20 protein-coding genes and 1 pseudogene are annotated in these 20,347 nt (G+C 46.1%); 18 read left to right on the forward strand and 3 right to left on the reverse strand.

What is annotated here, in order from left to right; translation table 11 throughout:
- Positions 1-46 precede the first annotated feature (46 nt).
- The 14 genes and pseudogenes from trpS to DHAF_RS10685 all read left to right on the forward strand — a co-directional run bounded on the left by trpS (position 47) and on the right by DHAF_RS10685 (position 13,066).
- Positions 47-1,042, forward strand: a complete 996-nt coding sequence (gene trpS / locus DHAF_RS10620; protein ID WP_005814203.1) for a tryptophan--tRNA ligase — start codon at positions 47-49, stop codon at positions 1,040-1,042.
- A gap of 196 nt (positions 1,043-1,238) precedes the next feature.
- Positions 1,239-1,400, forward strand: a pseudogene (locus DHAF_RS26415) (DUF3102 domain-containing protein); the annotation flags it as partial.
- A 306-nt stretch (positions 1,401-1,706) separates the two neighbouring features.
- On the forward strand, positions 1,707-2,573 hold the full coding sequence (locus tag DHAF_RS10625; protein WP_242659969.1) for an FAD-binding protein: 867 nt from the start codon (positions 1,707-1,709) through the stop codon (positions 2,571-2,573).
- A gap of 18 nt (positions 2,574-2,591) precedes the next feature.
- Positions 2,592-2,963, forward strand: coding sequence for an FMN-binding protein (locus DHAF_RS10630; protein WP_005814210.1), 372 nt, complete (start codon positions 2,592-2,594; stop codon positions 2,961-2,963).
- 651 nt (positions 2,964-3,614) lie between these two features.
- The gene (locus DHAF_RS10640; RefSeq protein WP_005814213.1) at positions 3,615-3,884 is read left to right on the forward strand and encodes a hypothetical protein; all 270 of its coding nucleotides are present in this window, start codon (positions 3,615-3,617) and stop codon (positions 3,882-3,884) included.
- Between the two features lie 34 nt (positions 3,885-3,918).
- Positions 3,919-4,506, forward strand: coding sequence for a hypothetical protein (locus DHAF_RS10645; protein ID WP_005814215.1), 588 nt, complete (start codon positions 3,919-3,921; stop codon positions 4,504-4,506).
- 359 nt (positions 4,507-4,865) lie between these two features.
- Entirely contained in the window at positions 4,866-5,558 is a 693-nt protein-coding gene (locus DHAF_RS10650; protein WP_005814217.1) for a YjgB family protein, read from the forward strand.
- Between the two features lie 15 nt (positions 5,559-5,573).
- Complete coding sequence (locus DHAF_RS10655; protein WP_005814219.1) at positions 5,574-6,392, forward strand: MerR family transcriptional regulator; 819 nt, start codon at positions 5,574-5,576, stop codon at positions 6,390-6,392.
- Positions 6,393-6,442: 50 nt separating this feature from the next.
- On the forward strand, positions 6,443-7,120 hold the full coding sequence (locus DHAF_RS10660; protein ID WP_015943875.1) for a DUF554 domain-containing protein: 678 nt from the start codon (positions 6,443-6,445) through the stop codon (positions 7,118-7,120).
- Positions 7,121-7,551: 431 nt separating this feature from the next.
- Complete coding sequence (locus tag DHAF_RS10665) at positions 7,552-8,238, forward strand: response regulator transcription factor (protein ID WP_015943876.1); 687 nt, start codon at positions 7,552-7,554, stop codon at positions 8,236-8,238.
- A gap of 1 nt (position 8,239) precedes the next feature.
- Positions 8,240-9,202 (forward strand): sensor histidine kinase, encoded by a 963-nt coding sequence (locus DHAF_RS10670; RefSeq protein WP_015943877.1) that lies wholly within the window; start codon positions 8,240-8,242, stop codon positions 9,200-9,202.
- Positions 9,203-9,275: 73 nt separating this feature from the next.
- Positions 9,276-9,953 (forward strand): ABC transporter ATP-binding protein, encoded by a 678-nt coding sequence (locus DHAF_RS10675; protein WP_015943878.1) that lies wholly within the window; start codon positions 9,276-9,278, stop codon positions 9,951-9,953.
- Positions 9,950-12,445, forward strand: coding sequence for an ABC transporter permease (locus tag DHAF_RS10680; RefSeq protein WP_015943879.1), 2,496 nt, complete (start codon positions 9,950-9,952; stop codon positions 12,443-12,445). The genes DHAF_RS10675 and DHAF_RS10680 overlap by 4 nt, the downstream gene beginning before the upstream one ends.
- A 150-nt stretch (positions 12,446-12,595) precedes the next feature.
- Positions 12,596-13,066, forward strand: coding sequence for a hypothetical protein (locus DHAF_RS10685; protein ID WP_015943880.1), 471 nt, complete (start codon positions 12,596-12,598; stop codon positions 13,064-13,066).
- 35 nt (positions 13,067-13,101) lie between these two features.
- On the opposite strand, the gene DHAF_RS10690 is transcribed toward DHAF_RS10685, so the two are convergent.
- Positions 13,102-13,572, reverse strand: a complete 471-nt coding sequence (locus tag DHAF_RS10690; protein WP_015943881.1) for an SHOCT domain-containing protein — start codon at positions 13,570-13,572, stop codon at positions 13,102-13,104.
- Positions 13,573-13,806: 234 nt separating this feature from the next.
- On the reverse strand, positions 13,807-14,841 hold the full coding sequence (locus DHAF_RS10695) for a LysM peptidoglycan-binding domain-containing protein (protein ID WP_041271958.1): 1,035 nt from the start codon (positions 14,839-14,841) through the stop codon (positions 13,807-13,809).
- 509 nt (positions 14,842-15,350) lie between these two features.
- On the opposite strand from DHAF_RS10695, the gene DHAF_RS10700 reads away from it, so the two are divergent.
- On the forward strand, positions 15,351-15,833 hold the full coding sequence (locus tag DHAF_RS10700; protein WP_041272078.1) for a GNAT family N-acetyltransferase: 483 nt from the start codon (positions 15,351-15,353) through the stop codon (positions 15,831-15,833).
- A 158-nt stretch (positions 15,834-15,991) separates the two neighbouring features.
- Here DHAF_RS10700 and DHAF_RS10705 read toward each other — a convergent pair whose 3' ends face one another.
- The gene (locus DHAF_RS10705; RefSeq protein ID WP_202796165.1) at positions 15,992-16,273 is read right to left on the reverse strand and encodes a nitroreductase family protein; all 282 of its coding nucleotides are present in this window, start codon (positions 16,271-16,273) and stop codon (positions 15,992-15,994) included.
- A 397-nt stretch (positions 16,274-16,670) separates the two neighbouring features.
- On the opposite strand from DHAF_RS10705, the gene DHAF_RS10710 reads away from it, so the two are divergent.
- The 3 genes from DHAF_RS10710 (at position 16,671) to DHAF_RS10720 (ending at position 20,331) form a co-directional block, all read left to right on the forward strand.
- Positions 16,671-18,620 carry a cell wall-binding repeat-containing protein gene (locus DHAF_RS10710; protein ID WP_015943885.1) on the forward strand — a complete coding sequence of 650 codons (1,950 nt, stop codon included), beginning with the start codon at positions 16,671-16,673 and terminating at the stop codon, positions 18,618-18,620.
- Positions 18,621-18,853: 233 nt separating this feature from the next.
- The gene (locus DHAF_RS10715) at positions 18,854-19,582 is read left to right on the forward strand and encodes a type II toxin-antitoxin system Phd/YefM family antitoxin (protein WP_015943886.1); all 729 of its coding nucleotides are present in this window, start codon (positions 18,854-18,856) and stop codon (positions 19,580-19,582) included.
- The gene (locus tag DHAF_RS10720) at positions 19,579-20,331 is read left to right on the forward strand and encodes an AAA family ATPase (protein WP_015943887.1); all 753 of its coding nucleotides are present in this window, start codon (positions 19,579-19,581) and stop codon (positions 20,329-20,331) included. The genes DHAF_RS10715 and DHAF_RS10720 overlap by 4 nt, the downstream gene beginning before the upstream one ends.
- Positions 20,332-20,347: the final 16 nt, after the last annotated feature.

The following is a 20,347-nucleotide window of genomic DNA, read 5'->3' on the forward strand; positions in this document are numbered from 1 at the left end:
TGATTGGACTTTTTATTTTTTAACTATAGTATGAGGAGTGACAGCAATGGCAGTAATTTTCTCAGGCGTACAGCCTAGTGGAACAATCACCTTAGGGAATTATCTTGGTGCAATGAAAAACTTTACAAGCTATCAAAATGAGCATGAGTGCTATTTCTGTATTGTCAATCAACATGCAATCACTGTTCCCCAAGAACCTGAACAACTCAGGAAAAACAGCAGGAATTTAGCCGCACTGTATCTGGCAATCGGCCTGGACCCGGATAAAGTAACTTTATTTATTCAATCAGAAGTAGCTGAACATACTAAATTGGGATGGATCATGACCACCTTAGCCACGATTGGCGAGCTTGAACGGATGACTCAGTATAAGGATAAAGCGCAGCGGCACGGCAATGGCGATTCCATCCCCGCCGGCTTGCTTACCTATCCGCCCTTAATGGCTGCGGATATCCTGCTTTACCAAACGGATTATGTGCCGGTTGGGGATGATCAACGACAACACATTGAAATAACCAGAGATTTAGCCCAACGCTTTAACAGCCGTTATGGGGAAGCATTTAAACTCCCTGCTATTCATACCCGGGAAGTGGGCGCAAGAATTATGTCCCTCCAGGAACCAAAGAAAAAGATGAGCAAATCGGATGCCAATTCCCTGGCAACGCCTTATCTGCTTGACGAACCGGAAACAATCCTCAAAAAGATTAAACGGGCTCAAACTGATTCGGAAAACAAAATTTACTATGATCGAGAAGGTAAGGCCGGCATATCGAATCTGATGGCCATCTATTCTTTAATTACTGATAAGTCCACAGATGAAATCGAACAACTATATGAGGGCAAGGGCTACGGTCAATTTAAAAATGACCTTGCCGAAGCCATTATTGAAACCACACGTCCCATCCAGAAAAGGTATTATGAATTTGTTCATAGTGACTACCTCGATCAAATATTGACTGCCGGTGCAGCTAAAGCTGCCCGAAAAGCAGCAGCAACGCTGAATAAAGTTGAATATCTGATGGGTTTATCAAGGAATTGCTGAGTTGGTATAAAGGGCTATGTTTTCCAAGGTTGAAAACATAGCCCTTACTAGTCTCACTATCCATTGGCCGTCGGCATATTCTGCATTAGGCGAATTGACGAAAGGCGGACAGATGGAGTGAATGATTTAGTGACTGAACGGACGCCGCTGGTGATCGCGGCTGAAATCAATATGATTACCCATCAGACCAAAAAAATCCTGCTTCTTCGAGCTGACGACAGCCCTGACCAATCTGACCCATCTTGATGCGAAGCTGAAAGAAGAAAAAAGAAAAGAGGCCCAGAAGCTGCTTGAGACCATAGCTGAGACGATTAAGGAGTGGCCGCCCGCTAAAAAGCCTCTAAAAATTATCCATTGATTGCGGAGCCTTTCGGTCCTCACGGCGCACGGCACTCAGCTAAAATCTGCTCCGCAATATCCAGAAAGCTCGGTGCTACCTTTCTGAGCAAATACAAAAAAGAGGACAATGGGCAAGGATTACGTTTCTCCCGCCAGCATCAGCATGTGGGGGTAAGAACATATAGAGTGCACAGCCAAAGAACGGTGCGGATTTCGTCCGCACCGTTCTTTGGCTGTGCTCGCTGAGTCAGCGAGCTTCTATATTTGTTTTGGCAGGTGTGCGGTAAGCATAGAAACCCAGCAGATATATGAGACAATCCTACAAATGCAACAACTTAATCAACTCGTCGCGTTTGGACACTCCGCTGTGGACGTCGAAGGTAATCGTACCAACCAGGGCGATGGTCTGATTTTGGGCTCGTACGTGAATGCTGCCATTCAGCAAAAGCACGCTCCAATGACTCACTATATGGGCCATTTTGGTACATCCAAGGGCGGCATCGGCACAGCTCCGTTTTTGCGTCTTAATCTTAATGGCGAGCGTTTTATGAACGAAGACCAAGGCGGTCAAGCAGTACAAAATCAACTTGAGGCCCAGCCGGAACGTAAATGCTGGACAATCTTTGATTCTACCTGGGCAGAATCTGTGCCGTATTTTCAAGCCATGCACGGATGCCCGTCTTATGTGGTTGATAAGCCAACACCTGAGAATCTGACCATTGACGGTATTAGTCCGTACATTATGCCTGATGCCGTGGAAGACGCGGTAGCACAAAAAAATGCCACCATGTTTAAGGCGGAAACGATTGATGAGCTTTTGGCTTTAACTGATATTCGCGATAAAGAAAAAGCTAAGGCCTCAATTGAACGCTATAATGAGTTAGCCAGAAACGGTGAGGATGTGGACTTTGGCAAAGTTGCAACCCGTCTGCACACCATTGAAAAAGGGCCATTTTATACTTTTGAGAGTGGTATGTCAATGACATTGATTGTAGCCGGCGGTCTGGTTTCAGATGAAGATTGTCATGTTTATGACAAAGAGGGCAAAATTATCCCCGGGCTTTACGTTGCCGGCAATATTCAGGGCAACCGCTACCATGTGGCTTATCCAATTGCTTGCAAGGGCATTTCGCACTCACTGTGTATGTTTTATGGATACATTGCCGGTGAAAATGCCGTCAAGCAAATCTAATAATCTAAGGAGATACAGATGAAAAAGACTAAATTATTTACTGTAATATGCATGTTGCTGGCAGTTGTGCTTTTAGCGGCCGGCTGCGGCGGAAGCACCTCTCCAGCCAGCACAAGCGTGTATAAGGACGGAACTTACGAAGGAACCAGCGACAAAGGAATTCAGCTCGGTCTGAAAGTATCCGTCACCATTAAGGATGATAAAATTACCGACGTCACGGTTGTGGAAAATCATGAAACCGAGGGTATCGGCTCCCGCGCTGTGGCTGAACTGCCCGGTAAAATCGTCGAAGCACAATCCACGGAAGTGGAAACCATCAGCGGTGCCACCCTGTCGTCAGCAGCGATTAAAGAAGCCGTCAATCTTGCTTTGGAGCAGGCGAAAAAATAACAGCTCCCCAGGAAAATTTATATATATTCATGAATCATCAGAGTTAAAAGCCCGCGTAAGCGGGCTTTTAACTCTATGCCACTGTTCAATACAATAATTGCAATTTAATGAAACCTTTGAACGTTATAACGCATCTTGCGAGCAGCACGATGGCGCTGATTTTGGTAAGGATCCTTCTGCACTTATTTCTTTCAACCCGGGTCCGCTCTATGGGCTGCATACAGGATATAGTATTACCGCAGCGATCGGATCAATCAAGGCTGACAATAATTTCAATGCAATAGACACAAAGGGGAATCCTATAAAAGGTTTGTATGTAGTCGGGATAGAGGGTACTATGCTTTGGGCAAATATGTACACCTTCAAAGTCGGTGGTACTTGCAATGGTAATAATATAAACTCCTCTGGACGTAACGTTGCTAAGAACGCATTAGCTCTGATGGCTCACTAATGGCTGACTAAAGAAAAACTGTTTTCAAACAAGACTTGGAAACGGTTTTTCTTTAGTTAGCGTCAAAGCGGTTTATTGAGGAATTGCTGAAGGGGCTGTTTTTGCCTCTGAGAAGGATATTTATCCATTGCGGAGAAGTCACATATAAGAAGGTAGTAAGGCTCAGTGAACAGGTTCGTATTTCAATGCGGGGGTTGCGAATGAAATGTGTATCTATAGCTATCATTGCAATGGCGTCGCTGCTCGGCGGCTGCGGCCAGCATGTGATTATTGACTGGGTGGACTTTGTTCAACTCAATGACATCCATGCTCTGCATGATGACAGCAATGAGCTTTTCGAGCTGAAAGTGTACTCAGATAACCCCATTTATAGAAGCACAGACAAGATTCGTATTTCGGCAACCCTGAAATACGGAGATATAAACCCCATAAGTATCTCCGATAAAATAACGATTAAGGTTGTCGAATAGGAGTTAATACTTATATTAGTCAGGAGGGGAGACCATGAGAAATTTTAATAAGATTACAGTGGCAGCAATTCTAGTTATGGTCCTTGTTTTGGGTTATTATTTTGCAGGGGATTATAGGGCTACCCCACTTGCAGCGGCCAAAGCTCATTCAGATGTAGGCAAGAACGCGGAGCCTCTTGGCGATGTGGATTTCGGCTGGAGCAAGGTTTACATCCTTGATACAGATAAGGGACCCAGGACAGTCATTTCGATTAAGTCTTCGCTCTTGTGGAGGGCTCCAGTTGCTGTCCACATCGAGAAATCAGCTGATCCGATAGAAACTGTGGGCTGGATGAGTTATACAGACAATCGAGGACAGGCAGCAGTTTTGGCAGTTGAGACAACGGATCCCCAAATTGCCTTTATCGAAGCCGGGCCAAAGGACGATAGAGTAAGAAAAGAAATTACGGAAGGAAGCCCAGCAATCTTTTCCTGGCATAAGGCTATTCAAGCGAATAATGAATTAAATGCGATAGCTTTATCAACAGACGGTATGCCCCTTTATGAATATAGGTACCCCAAGAATACGAATGTTTTTCGGAGTGAGGAGTTTAAGTGGTACTCAGTTGATGGGGATCAATGAACAATGGAGAGTGGCTTTAGATGTTGCAACCAATGAAGTCATTGGATTGGCATTGAACTAAAAAGCAGTGTTTCTTTGTGGGTGGAATATAAAGGGCTATGTTTTTCAAGGTTGAAAACATAGCCCTTACTAAGGCTGATACAGCTTTACGAAGAGTACGGACTAAACTTTTCTGACGGAGAGAGCATGTCAAATTGGTCACTGGTGACCAATTTGACATGCTCCCAGGTCGCCCTCGGGTTGAAATCCATCTTTAAAATATTGGCTTTTACCGTTAGAAAAGTGCCTCTAATTCCGTCTAATTATCTAGCTTAGAGTTTAACTTTAGGTTCCGAAATCCAATCAAAGGAGAATCTTTTATGTTTAGATTAACGAAAAAATTATTGCTTGTATTTACAGTAATAGCATTCACCTTCACCTTTACTGTCGGGTGTTCTGCTCAGAGCAACCCTCCGCAGGCGAGCAGCGGGTTACAAGAACAATCACCTTCATCTGAACCCCAGCCACAGAATGAGCCTGAGCAAACAGCACCAGATTCTCAGATAACAAACCCGCCGTCTTCCTCGAATCAAACAGATTCCAGTCAGGCTTTATTAGTGAGTATAAGAGAGCTGGCTGAAAAAGGAAAAGTTATCAATAGTGATTTCGCGGCGAAACTAACGGTTATTGAAGATGTAGAGAAAAAATGGGGTAAGCCTGATAGCGTCGATTGGGTTGCGGCTGCCAAAGGAAACTATGCTGTTTATGCTGACCATGCCATGGTTTTCGGCTTTAACAAAGGGTCCCAGATTTTCGAGGTTCGGTCTTTTGATAAACAATTACAAAACATTACTCTTTCTAAAGTAAAGAATAGTTTTGGGACACCTGCCTACACTGCTACAGTAGGAGAAGAGGACATCATTGGTTATACTGCAGGAGAAGAGTTTAAGATCTTGCTTGTCTTCCCAAAGGCAACCAGTGCAAACCCGGACCCCGCCTTAGATCATTATTCGGTACTCTATCCTCAAGGAACCGTCAACTCTATGGCCAATGATCCAGGGAGACAATGGTAGAAAGCGGAGGATATTATGAATGAATTGTTTTCCATAGGAGAAATTTCTAAGCTTTTTAATATAGATGTTCGTCTCCTTCGTCATTACGATAAGATTGCTTTATTAAAGCCCGAATTCGTCAACGAAGAAAACGGATACCGTTATTATTCCACACGTCAATTTGAGTGTTTGAATACCATTCATTATCTTCGCTCTTTAAATATGCCTCTGCCGAAAATCCGTGAGTTTTTGGAAAATCGTGATGATAAGAAAATACTTAAAATTCTCAGGGAGCAAAAACGGCAAGTGGAAGAAGAACGCAAACAACTGGATCGAATCGAAAGGAAAATTGAAAACAGGTTATTGCAGATTGAAGACGCCTTTCAAACCGAATTCGATAAAATCGAAGAGCGTACCCTAAAGGAGAGGAAAATAGCTGTACTAAAAAAAGAGCTTGCCATTTCAGACGATCTGGAACAACCGATCCGTGAACTGGCAAAACGCAATTCTCTCCACGCTGTGATGTTTCTTGGCAAAGTAGGCGTTTCCATTTCAAGCGCCAATCTGCAAAGAGGCAATTTCGATAAATTTTCGGCCGTTTTTGTCGTCATTGAACCGGAGGATAACTGCCAGGAAAACTTATCGTGCCTGCCGGGGGGCAATTACCTGACACTGCGCTTCCAAGGCACCCATCCGGACGCGGAGGCTTCCTATATCAAAATGCTTCAATATATGAAAGAAAATGGGTATGAGCTGGCAGGAGATTCCCTTGAATTTGCCTTAATCGATTATGGCCTGACCAATGATCCCTCGAAATTCATCACCGAGCTTCAGATTCCATATAAAAAACCTTGACCCTCCAACTATTGGAGGGTTTATTATTTTACCATGAAGGAGGTTTTGTTGTGATAGGTACTATTGTCAATACCCTTGCTATTCTGGTTGGGAGTATGATGGGCGGCAGCATTAAAAAAGGCATCGGGGAAAAATATCAAAACGCATTGTATAATGCTATGGGGCTTGCTGCATGTGGCTTAGGAATCAACGCGATTGTCCAAAGCATGCCTAAAAGCACTTTTCCCGTCTTGTTTATCATCAGTTTAGCAATTGGCAGTCTTGCCGGCTCGTTTATAAATTTGAATGACCGGTTTGAAAGGCTCACAAAACGTTTCTCCAAAGGGAATTTGAGCCAAGGACTCTCCACCGCCATATTGTTGTTCTGCGTCGGAACGTTATCCATCTTAGGGCCTATGGAAAGTGCACTTCATGACAACCACACTTATTTATATACCAATGCGACCTTGGATTTCGTTACATCACTGGTTTTAGCTTCTGCTTATGGCATTGGAATTGCTTTATCCGCGGTAGTATTGTTTTTATGGCAAGGCAGTATCTATCTCCTTTCAGGATATTTATCCTCTTTTCTGACTGCTGAGTTACTCAATGAAGTCTCTCTGATCGGCGGATTCCTGATTTTGAGCTCCGGGCTATCCATTTTGAAAATCAAGGATTGCAATGCATTGAATATGCTGCCTGCATTATTTGTACCGATTGTGTGGTTTATTATAAAAGCAATACTATAATTTCAAAGGAGCTTATTATTAATTTTTGTCATGTACCAACGTTTTTTCAAGTATTGAAAGGGGGTTTGTTTACCCCGTTTTTTATGCTCTTTTTAATGACCTCTTCCATTAAATTGATCCAACAGCTAAATCAGTCTGGATGGTATAATTAAATCATCGGGAGGAAAAAAGAAAAATAAGATTTCTCTGAGAACAGTTGGAAGGAGCATACATTATGGGTATGACTGATCAAGGAATCATGGTTATTGACGAAAATGAAAAAATTATCTTGTATAATACCCCCTCTGCAAAACCATTTTTTTAAACAACATGACACAAGATGAATGAAACAGGTTTTACATAGAATAAGGTAAAGGCCAGCATTTTAGTGGAGCAAAATTCCGCTGAATGTTGGTTTTATACCAACGCTGATCCATAATTTCACCCAGGAGGTGAGCACAATCAATAAGATTCTGATCGTGGAAGATGATCTAGCCTTGAGCGAAGGAATCGTTCTGGCCTTTAAAGACAATAATTTTGCTTTTGTGCAGACCCGGAACTTAACTGAAGCCAGGCAAGCGGTCCGGAACACTTCCATTCAGCTGGTGATCCTGGATCTCAACCTGCCTGATGGCAACGGGCTGGAGTTTCTGAAGGAGTTGCGCAGAACTTCGGCTGTTCCCGTCATCATCCTCACCGCCAATGACCTGGAGACCGATGTGGTCAGGGGCCTGGAACTGGGAGCGGACGACTACATCACCAAACCCTTCAGCCTGATGATCCTGCGGGCCAGGGTCAACGCCAGACTGAGAAACGCTCATCCCTCAGCCGGCGACACGGTGGAGATTGAAGGGTTTTGCTTTTCCTTTGCCAAAATGGAGTTTGCCAAGGATGGTGTTCCGATTGAGCTGAGCAAAACAGAGCAAAAGCTGCTGCGCCTGTTGCTGGAAAACCGCGGGCAGACCTTGACCCGGGCCCAGCTGGTGGATGCCATCTGGACGGAGGGGGCCGAATATGTGGATGAGAACGCCCTCTCGGTAACGGTAAACCGTCTGCGCAATAAACTGGAGGACCTGCCGTCCTCACCCCGTTTCATCAAGACCGTTTATGGTATCGGTTACACTTGGGCGGTGCCCTGATATGGATACGTGGATTTGGGCAGCGGGGGCAGCCGCTGTTGCTGTAACTGTGACGGCCCTGGCAGCTGGTGTGACTTTCTGGCAGCGGAGAAAGACGCGGCGGATTATGGACTCCTTGAATACCATGCTGGACAGGGCTATCGAGGGCAGCTTTGCCGAGACCGCTTTCGATGAATCTCTCTTGTCGGCCACGGAAGCCAAAATGGCTCGTTTCTTAGGGGTGTGCCAGGTGTCTTCCCAAAGCCTGGCTGCGGAAAAGGATAAAATAAAGGGCCTGATCGCGGACATTTCCCATCAAACCAAGACACCCATCGCCAACCTTCTGCTGTATTCCCAGCTGCTTGAGGAGCATGAGCTGCCGGAGGAAGGTGCCCTCTGCGTCAAGGCACTGTCTGCTCAGGCCCAAAAGCTGGATTTTCTGATCGGCGCCCTGGTGAAAGCATCCCGCCTGGAAGCCGGAATCATTGCGGTAACACCCCGGCAGGGTGAGGTGCAAGCCTTGATTGAGGCGGCCCTGGCCCAAATCAGATTAAAAGCCGAGGAGAAAGGGATACGAATTGAAGCGGAGAGGGCAGCGGGTAGGGCTTATTACGATCCCAAATGGACTGCCGAGGCGCTATACAACATCCTGGATAATGGAGTGAAATATTCTCCTCCCCAAAGCCTGATCCGCATCCGGGCTATCCCCTATGAGCTCTTTTACCGGATTGATATCTCTGATGAAGGGATGGGCATAGCCGAGGCAGAACAAAGCCAAATCTTTGCCCGCTTTTACCGTTCACCGGCAGTAAGCGGACAAGAGGGCGTGGGGCTGGGTTTGTTTCTGGCCAGGGAAATTCTTGCCGCCGGCGGCGGGTATATCAAGGTGTCCTCAAAGCCGGGGCAGGGAGCGGTATTTTCGGTGTTTCTGCCCATCGAAAAAACGCTGAAATCTTACAAAACTGTTAGATCTGAGAAAGAATAAGGAAAGATTGTTGTGTTATCCTGTCTGTATCAAGGAAAAACTGATACAGACTTTTCTTTTGGAGGAAATGAGCATGGTTATTTTAAAAACAACGGACCTGCGCAAATATTACGGCGAGGGTGATACGGCTGTCCGCGCTCTGGACGGGGTGAACCTGGCGGTGGACAAGGGAGAGTTCGTCGCTGTGGTGGGCACTTCCGGCAGCGGCAAATCCACTCTGCTCCATTTGCTGGGAGGGCTTGACCGGCCCAGCGGCGGGACGGTTGCCGTGGATGGCAAGGAAATTTTCTCCCTGAAGGATGAAGAGCTGACAATTTTCCGGCGGCGCAAGATCGGCTTTGTCTTCCAGAGCTATAACCTGGTGCCGGTGCTCAATATCTATGAGAACATTATTTTACCCATCCAATTGGATGGCAATGAACCGGACGAGGAGTATGTGACCCGAATCGTTCAAACCTTGGGTTTGGAAAGCAAGCTGCAGAATCTTCCCGGCCAGCTTTCCGGGGGCCAGCAGCAGCGGGTGGCCATCGCCAGAGCCATAGCAACCAAACCGGCCATTATCCTGGCCGATGAACCCACCGGGAATCTGGACAGCAGAACCAGTCAGGACGTGATGGGGCTTCTCAAAGTGACCGGGGAAAAGTTCAGGCAGACCATCGTCATGATTACCCATAATGAAGAATTGGCCCAGCTGGCTGATCGGATCATCCGCATTGAGGATGGCAAAATAGCAGGTGGTGGGCGAACATGATCAAGGTGAAAAACAACAAAGCCATCCGTACTCTGGCCGACCGCAACTTCCGCACAGCGGGAACCCGCAACCTGATTGCCGTGATAGCCATCGCTCTGACGGCCATTCTCTTCACCAGTGTTTTTACCATGGGCTTTGGCCTGGTGGAAAGCACCCAGCGGGCCTCCATGATCATGTCCGGGGGAGATGGGCATGCCGCTGTCAAATATGTCACAGATGAAGCTTATGAGCGGATCAGAGAGCATCCCCTGATCGAGGAAATGGCTTACTGCCGAATACTGAGCGACAGCGTGGATAACCAGGCCCTGATCAGGCGGCATACGGAATTCTGGTACTATGACGATGTGGGGTTAAAGTACGGTTTTGCGGAGCCCACCGGCGGGCATAAACCTCAGGCCGGGAATGAAGTGATCGCCGATACCAAAACCCTGGAGCTGTTAGGGGTTCCGCTGGAAGTGGGAGCACCGCTTACTCTGGAGATCACGGTTCATGGCCGGCAGGTCCTGCGGGATTTCATCCTGGCCGGCTGGTGGGAAAGCGATCCGGGGTTCAATATTGGTCAGATCTTTGCCTCCCGAGCTTATGTGGATGCCCATCGGGATGAGCTGCACTACACCTATCCCGAGGATAAATCTCTGACAGGTACCGTCACAGGCTACCTTAAGTTTGCTAACAGCCTGAACATTGCGGAAAATCTGGAGAAGGTTGTGACGGAAAGCGGCTTCTCCATGGAAGAGGGCGACCCCAACTACCTGGCCACCGGCGTCAACTGGGCGTATCTGTCCACTGTGGTGGGGATGGATGCCGGGACCCTGACTGCTCTGGCCAGTGCCCTGCTCTTGTTTGTCCTGACAGGCTATCTTATTATTTACAATATCTTTCAGATCTCGGTCCTACGGGATATCCGCTTTTATGGCCTGCTCAAAACCATCGGTACCACCGGCCGTCAGCTGCGGGCCATCATCCGCCGTCAAGCTCTGCGGCTCTCCTTGATCGGCATTCCTCTGGGGCTGCTGGCAGGATTTTTGGTGGGGAAGGCCTTGGTTCCCTACTTGATGGAGCGCTCCAGCTACGCCGGCAGCGGGGTTTCCGTATCTCCCGATCCCCTCATCTTCGCCGGGGCGGCCCTGTTTGCTTTATTTACGGTTTGGATCAGTGCCCATAAACCGGGAAAAATGGCGGCCGGAATATCCCCTGTGGAAGCGGTGCGCTATACGGATCAGGAGCGCAGCAGCGGCAAAAAGCTCAAAAAGTCCCGCCATGGCGCTAAACCCTGGCGGATGGCTATGGCCAATCTCGGGCGCAACAAACGCCGCACTGTGCTGGTTATCCTCAGTCTCAGTCTGAGCATTGTGCTGACCAACACGGTATTTACGATTTCCCAAAGCGTTGACTTGAACAAAGGGCTGGAGAAGTTCAGCGATTCGGACTTTCTGCTGGGTCATGCTAATCTGTTCAACAATCAATACGACGGTGAAAGCAGTGCCCTCAGCGAGAGTTTTATCTCTGCTGCCGGCGCTCAGGAAGGGTTTGAAACCGGGGGGCGCCTCTATGGCTCCTGGGCCAGCTATCAGAGCGGGACTTCGGCTCAAATCATGAACAGGCAGCCGGACGGTTCTTTGGCCACTGCCCTTTACGGGCTGGAGGAATTCCCCTTTTCCCGCTTGAAGCTTGTGGATGGTGAACTGGATCGGGAAAAGCTGGCCGGCGGGGATTATGTCCTGGAGGGCATACAAGCGGATGACCAGGGGAAGGTGGAAACCGGCCGCTTTAATCACCAGGTGGGGGACAAGATCACCTTGAATTGCGGCGGTACAGAATGGGAAATGACGGTTCTGGGCCATGTGGTGGCCAATCCTCAGACCAATACTAATGGTTCCTGGATAGGCTCGGCCTTCTTTTTACCGGCTGATATCTACCGGGAGCTGACCGGCAATTCCTTCCCCATGAGCTATGCCTTTAACGTGGCGGAAGCTCAGGAGCGGGACCTGGAGAACTTCCTGAAAAGATATACGGCGGAAATTGAGCCTACTATGAACTACAGCTCGAAATTTACCGCCCTGTCCTCTCTGGAAGGCCTGCGGAACACCGCCGTTCTGATCGGCGGCAGTTTGGCGGCGATTATCGGCATAATCGGTGTACTCAACTTTGTCAATGCCGTCTTAACCGGTATCCTGACCCGTCACCGGGAATTGGCCATGCTGCAGAGCATCGGGATGACCCGCCGGCAGCTGGTGGGCATGCTCTGCAGCGAGGGGGGCTGTTATGCGGCCTTGACCGGGATAAGTTCCATCCTGCTGAGCGTAGGCTTCTCGCTGCTTATTCTGCGTCCTTTGAGCGAACAAATCTGGTTTTTAAGCTATCGCTTCGTATTTTGGCCCTTGCTGATTATTCTGCCCCTGCTCTTTGTTCTGGGAGCCCTCGTTCCCTATACCGTTTATTATGCAACCGCTAAACAAAGCATTGTGGAACGGCTGAGAATGGCCGAGTAACAGGGGACGGAGATGATGTTAAAACCGGCCTTTTGCGGGAGTGATTCCCCCAAAAGGTCGGTTTTTTCTACAAGGGAAAAATGAAATGACAAAGTTGACTTGTGTGGTAAAATAGGCATAACGATAAGCGGGAATTTCTGGGAGCAATGCATGATGAAGAAAAAAGTAAGGGCTGAATTGACCAAATTATATACGGGAGAGTTGGCAAGTATAGTAGTTTTTTTGGTTCTATACTATTGGCAATTCGAGGGTTTTGTCCTGCCGGTACTCTATCCATTGTCAATCTTATGTTTTATTCTTTGGCAGGGAGCTTTGTATTGGTTTCTTTGTTTACAAAGACTGAAAGGTAAAACTATAAAAAACGTTGGCAGGGTATTTTACATTTTTAAATATATTAACTTAGTTCTTATCGCCCTATCTATCCCGGTTATATTATTGAGTAGTCATGATAATCTACTGTATACTGTTTTAGGTTTTTTTCTTTCATTGTTTGCCGTTGTGGAATGGATAAATTATTTTCTTGTTCGACTTTCATATAAGAATCCGAAAATACTAATTAGTTTACTCAGACATAGTCAGTTGAAAAGAAGTAAATTGGCTAAAGAAATTGCAGAGCGCTGATTTCCAATCTAAATGGCCTATTTGGTTATGACAATTTATAATGCAAGCAATTGTTTCTTTTTAGCTTCATATTCATCTGGAGAAATTGCACCTATGTCTAAAAGCTCCTTATATTTTTTAATTTCATCAGCTGCACTTAAGAAAACACTTTTCTCGTCTTGTTCGTTTGTCAAATAGCTCTGAATCTTTTCCGAGAATGCCGACAAAGTGTCCTGGGCAACTTTTTCACAATTCCTTTGCCAGAGCAAATAGGGCAGGCCTTTTGATGACACAGTTATAAGAATGTCGCAACCACTCCCAACTGGTTTGGCGGAAAAACTTACATTTTCACCGTTTCCACCGCGAGTAAAACTTAATTTTTTATCCACTTCAATAGTATTTGTACTTGTATTTTCACAACGGATAGAGTATTTGTCCAAAGTAGAGATCGCTTCTTTAAATGCTAAAATACAATTTTGAGGAGTTGCCTTAACGTGAACTGATTTTTCTACCGACATAAATGGCATAAAAATTCGCCTCGCCTCTTGATATTTCTAGCTTATATCTTTTATAACAATAGACTAGAATTTAAGAGTAGTAAAGGGAAATTTTTTAAAATGCTGCCCCATTTAAGATCGGCCTTTTGCGAAAGTAGAAGCAGGCCGGCGTTTTGCACTGCCGGCCTGCTTCATTATACTACTTTTTTAACATTCGATCTCTGTATAGGAGGTTAAGTAAAGGCTTTCAGGTATCAGAAAGGCCTATTTTGTTAAAACAATCTTTTGTCCTTCAAAGATCAGGTTGGGGTTCTTAATTCTATCCTTGTTGGCCTCATAAATATTCATATATTTGCTTGCATCTCCATAATGCTTCGCAGCAATCTTGCCAAGTGTGTCTCCGGCTTGGACAGTATAAATTGTTCCGCTTTCGCTTTTAAGAGCAGGCAACAGTCCATCACCAGGTAAAACGAGGCTCATGCCGACAGTGAGGTTATTGTTGTTTTTCTTAAGGAGTTCCTTATTGGCATTATAGATTTTGGTATGATACTCATAGCTTCCATAATTGTTTAAAGCAATAGTTCCCAAAGTATCCCCTGCTTGTACTGCATATGTAACATTTCCTTGAGATTCTGCTACAGGTGCCGGAGTGGGGGCAGGAGCAGGTGCCGGAGCTGGAGCCGGAGCTGGAGCTGGGGTCGGTTCCGGAGTCGGAACAGGGGCTGGTTCTGGAGTTGGAGCGGGAGCAGGCTCTGGAGTTGGAGCAGGAGCAGGTTCTTCGGTCGGAGCAGGAGTAGTTTCCGGAGCCGGAGCTGCTACGCCATCGGAAATCTTGTAAACGATTTTGGTAGTAGTATCATCAGCATTACCAAAACTAAGTACATAGTAAGGTTCCATACCCCAGAAATACTCGGTAAGAATTGCAGTTGCTGTTTGGTTGGCTTCAATTTCGGTTACGGCTTCTTCCTGGCCGTCTATGGTCCACATGAGGCTGCCTGCATAGAAACCGTCAGGGTCATAGGCTCTGATAGTGGCCGACATTGTTTCTTTGGGTGTGAACTTTACTTCAGCGTTCGCTTCCACAAGAACAACTTCGTATTCCTCAGCTGGACTGGGTTCGAACTGAAGGGTTGCGGTTTCGGTGCCAATTTTACCGGTCAAAGAATAGGAATACTTGTCCGCGGAGACACCGAAAACTGCTGACGGGATGGCTGTGAACATAAATAGGGTGACTAACAGAGTTGAAGAAATTGCTTTAGTAATCTTCAAGATGCTTAACCTCCAATGTTTTTTTTGCATTGATGCCAAATATTTGTTCCAATACTTCTTTTTACAACAAATTTCCCCTCCTTACCTAGGTTATAATCAACGTTTATGACTTTAAAACAGGAGTATTATTAAAATACTTTTTTTCACCAAAGCAATATAAAAATTATAATATACCATTTATAGGAATATCAAGAATACTAATAAGAGATTTTCAATTTTAACATTGGCAACTTAATGTTTATAATCATTTTAATTAATAATTATGCATTATCTGAAGAGTGTTTTTAAAAAGTCAATATCATGGCTTATATCACAACAGAAATTTGTAATGATATGGTAGGTGAGTTGTGGTGCGGCTGAATGTAATGAGATCTTGTCCTTAGCCTGATTACCGGGTCCTGCCTGTCGTGCGTGTTGGCACAGTTTTTGACAGAGTGTTATGAAAAATTCAGGAAGTCAAAAGGAAACAAGGTAGTATGCGAAGAATTTATTAAAGCAATTAGGAGGGAAAAAATCAGCAGGTGAAAAAGGGGACCAATATGAGAATTATTAAAGCTGCATATGAGCATTTTGAGATTGTTCAAAAGATCGTCAACGAGACCATTGGAACTGCATATCCAAACTATTATCCCCAGGGTGCCGTGGATTTTTTTCTGCGCCACCATTCACGTGAGGCCATCCAAAAGGCAATTGCCGGTAATGAAGTATTCCTGTTGGAAGCAGAAGGGGAGTTCGTCGGCACAGGAAGCATCAAGGAGAATGAAATAAACCGGCTTTTTGTGTTGCCGGCCTATCAGGGCAAAGGTTTTGGAACCTTCATGATGGACGAATTGGAGGAGCTTATTTTCGCTGCATATCCGGAAGCTGTATTGGATGCTTCACTCCCGGCCTATGAGATGTACAGCCACAGAGGGTATGTACCGGTTGAATATCATCGCATAAAAACAGATAATGGCCATTATCTGTGCTATCACGTTATGAAGAAAGGCTGTTGCGGGAAATCTGATTCCCCCTCAGACTGAGGTTTGGCAGTTGATACTTTTCTGTGGTTGATGGATTGGAGATTGTGACTTTGCCACCCAAGGGAATGCTGGTTTTAGACGGCATCTTTTTTAGTAAGAGAGGCAAAGCATAGAGACACTCCGAAGAGTGTCTGTGTCTAAGCTTCTCTTTTGCATTCTCATAAGTAATTAATGGCTAGTTTATCTGTTCTTAAATCCCGCGCCTTAAATTTCTGCTCCGGATGGCCGATGGCAATACCTAACAGGGGTTCAAAGTCATCGGGGAGGTTCAGAACCGCTGTATTATCAAGTTCAGGGATTTCGCGCATTGCTTCAAGAGAACCCCAGATAAAGACGCTGCCTAAGCCGAGGCATGCAGCGGCCAGGTGCATAGAATAGGCAATGCATGTGACATTTGCGAACTCAATGCCGGGTTGTAAATTCTGTTTCCTGTGAGACACAAAAATCACTGATTGTCCTGTGATATTTGGTCCTGCCTGAATTTCCTGGTGGATTTCCTATAACGCAGCAATTCAAAGTAATCCATGAATACACCCCTTTTATGGCTGAACTCTTTTTGTAACTATTTACACTTAAGGGTAACATGAGAGATTTGCAGTGTAAATGATTACAATAAGAGTAGTGTAAAAATATTTTAGAGAACGAGAGGAATCAGTCACATAGGATAAATTCATATATTCTCATTGGCTCTTTTTATATCCTCAAGGCATATAAAGTGCATGGTAAGCTGGAGGAAATCGGATCTATCTGTTGAAATATATTATCTGAGACCTAACGATTGAATCCATGTGCAGACTATTTAACAATTACGACGATATGACGCAGGAGGAAAGAACCATGAAAAAGCTGAAGCTTACTGTCATCCTTTGCTTAATTTTATTCATGAGCATAGTGCCTCTGAATACCTATGCTCTGAGTTCTCCGTCAGCCCTCACCAATAGCCCCGGACTGAGTGATGGCTCCATAGAAGCGGGGGAGCGAATTTCAGGAGAGGATCGCTACGAAACTGCCGCGGCAATAGCCAGAGCGGGCTGGGATACTGCGCACTATGCCATCATAGCCAGTGGCGAGAGCTTTCCGGATGCTTTATGCGCGGCATCCCTTGCCAAGCAGTATAACGCTCCCATCCTGCTCACACCGAAAAACACCTTGGCAAAAGCGACAGAAGAAATCCTTTTGGCTAAGGGTGTTAAAGAGGTCATGATTATCGGCGGCCCAGGAGTGATCAGCGAAAATGTCATCAAGAGCATTGAGGATCTGGGTATTGATGCAGCAAGAATAGCCGGAATAAACCGCTATGAAACCTCACTGAAGGTAGCCCAGGCTATGGGTGACTTTAAGGAGGCAGTTATTGCTTCAGGCCAACATTTTCAAGATGTTTTATCCATTGCCTCCATAGCGGCTAAAAAAGGCATGCCGATTATCTTCACACCCCAAGACAGCATTTCCTCAGACCTGAAAAACCTACTGGAGCAAAAAATTGAGAATACTTATGTCCTGGGAAGCGATGATGCCATAAGTGACGCGGTCTACAGACAGCTTCCTTCTCCCCGGCGCTTCACAGGTTCCGATTGGTATGAGCTGAATGTAGCTATTGTCGAAGCCTTTGCCCCTGAACTGGATATGAGCCTATGCTTTGTCGCTGCCGGCTCGTCCTATCCTGATACTTTAGCAGGCTCAGCCCTGGCAGCCTCATCTGGTTCACCTGTGCTTTTGGTCGGCAGCCCGCTGAAAGAAGTCACCAGCAGTTTCCTCCAGGAGAACAGCCCCCACATCCAGAAGATTGTCGCCTTTGGCGGAACAAGCGCCCTGGCGGATAATCTGCTGGATACAATTGCCGTGAAAGCAGGAGTGGCAGATAATGCAAAAGGTAATGCAATAGGTAATGAAATAGGCAGCGAAAGCAGAGAACTGGCCGTGTCCAATCTTAAAGCCACAGCGGTGAGCGCCAAACAAATCTATCTTGCCTGGGATAATAACAGCGAGGCTTCTTTATACACTGTCTACAGGGCTGCAGCCGCTGACGGAAGGTATATGGAGCTTGCCACAGCTTTTTCTCCCTATTATATTGACACCTCTCTTAACCCGGGAACAACTTATTACTATAAAGTAAAAGCACACACCAAATCCGAGTCCGGCCCCTACTCAAAGATCATCAGCGGAACAACTCCGCCGGTCAGTGAAAACTTATCCCAGCCCCAAAATGTGGCGGTCTCGGTAGCGGATGCCCATCAAGCCAACATCAGCTGGGATGCAGTGAGTCATGCAGATTATTATGATGTCTACAGGGCGGCCTCTGCCAATGGAGCATTTGTGCGCATTGCAACGGTTGAGCATCCCTACTACCTGGATGCGGATTTGACTTCCGGGGTTGCTTATTATTATAGGATTCAGGCTGTGAGCGCCTCATCTGTAAGCCCTTATTCCGCAGTTGTTCAGACCGGCGGGGACAAGGACCCGGGAAGCCCCTCAAGCGCTGGTGCCGGTTCTGCCACGGATACTATCTCAGACACGAATACACTGGGAACTCCCGGGGGCTTCGAGGTGATTTCCTTGGAGACAGGTGAAGTTTATCTGGGTTGGAATAAGGTAGACAACGCTACCTACTATACGATATACAAATCTGCATCGAAAACAGGACCGTATAGCATTTTAGGCACAGTTGTCAATACCCACTATTACGACGACAATCTGCTTTCCAAGACAGCCTATTATTACAAGATTCAAGCCTGTAATGAAACCTCAAAAGGATCGCAAACTGAAGCTAAATACGTGATTACAAAGTAATTGCGAAAAACTCCGGGCATTGCCTGCGAAGAATGAATCAGGAAGGTATTGACCAAAGCCTATAGCAGCTATAGACTATGTTTTTAAATTCCACTGGTGACGGTGGGATTTAAAAAGGCAGGGAGCAGCAGAGACAGAAGGTGATTGCATTTAGCTAATTTGAAAACTTAGGTTGACAAATTAGCTAAAATTATGAATAATAGTTTATAGATAGCTAATCGGGAGGGATGGCGATGAGAGTTCCTTCGACGGAGGTCCAGAACAATTTTGGCAAGTATTTAAAGTTTGTGGAAGTCCATGAAGAAATCATTGTGACCAAAAACGGCAGGGATATTGCCAGAATCCTGCCCTGTGACGAGCCTCATAAAAGCCTGGTGGCGGAGGAGGCCGCCGAGTATCAAACCCGTGGGGGAAGGGTGACGTATGAAGAGTTTCTGGAACTGGTGGAGTCTTCCGATCAGCGGTTTGAGCTGATCGACGGCGTTATCTATAATCTGGCCTCCCCTTCTTACGGACATCAATATGCCGTTCGCGAAATAATGGGTACCTTTTATAACTGGTTTAAGAATAAAAAGTGTATCCCCCTCACTTCGCCTTTTGATGTGACCTTTTTTAAAACAGAGGATAACATCTGTGTGGTTCAGCCGGATATCATCATGATCTGCGATCCGGATAACATGGACAAAAAGGGGAAGTACAAAGGAGTTCCCGCCTTGGTGGTTGAAGTTCTCTCCATGTCCACCAGAAGCAAGGATATTATTAAAAAGCTGGAGCTTTACCGGCAATGCGGCGTCAAGGAGTACTGGATGGTTGACCCGAAAAATAAGCTGATCAATGTCTATGTTCTGGAGCAGCAGGAAATCGCCGATATCAGGGCCTTTCAGAAGGGGGCTCATGAATATGCTGAATCGGCCTGTTTCAGTGGTTTGAAGGTGGAGCTGGCTGAAGTGTTTTTATCATGAAATCAAAAAACCTAAGCCCATACATCAAGTATATTGAACTGGACCGGGTCCGGGTTCCGTCATTTTCCCGGTATCCCTTTCATTTGCCGGCGGTAAGGAATTTGGACACCTTAGCGCTGCATCCTAAGGTGACTTTTCTTGTCGGTGAGAATGGTTCCGGAAAGTCAACCATTTTAGAAGCTATCGCTGTGGCCTATGGTTTCAATGCTGAGGGGGGAACCAAAAACTTCAATTTTTCATCCAGAAGGACCCATTCAGATTTGAGCGATTATGTGAAAGTTGTGAAAGGGACGAGAACCCCTCGGAACGGTTTTTTCCTGCGGGCGGAAAGTTTCTACAATTTCGCCTCGAATCTTGATGATCTGGATTCGGAAATGGCTTTCGGGCCGTCCTTAATCGATTCTTACGGGGGCCGTTCTTTGCATGAGCAATCCCATGGCGAATCCTTTTTCGCTGTCTTTCTGAACCGGTTCAGCGGCGACGGCGTCTATATTCTGGATGAACCTGAGGCGGCCTTATCCCCATCCCGGCAAATGTCCATGCTCAGCAGGATGCATGAATTAGTGGGGGAGGGGGCTCAGTTTATTATTGCCACCCACTCCCCGATCATCATGGCCTATCCGGACGCGCTGATCTACCAAATAGCGGATGACATTGAGCAGGTTGGTTATCAGGAAACCGAGCATTACCGGATAACCCGCGCTTTTTTAAATCATCCGCAAAAAATGCTTAAACTCTTATTGGAATGATGACATTTTGGAATGA

The organism is Desulfitobacterium hafniense DCB-2, from assembly GCF_000021925.1.
Lineage (GTDB): Bacteria > Bacillota > Desulfitobacteriia > Desulfitobacteriales > Desulfitobacteriaceae > Desulfitobacterium > Desulfitobacterium hafniense.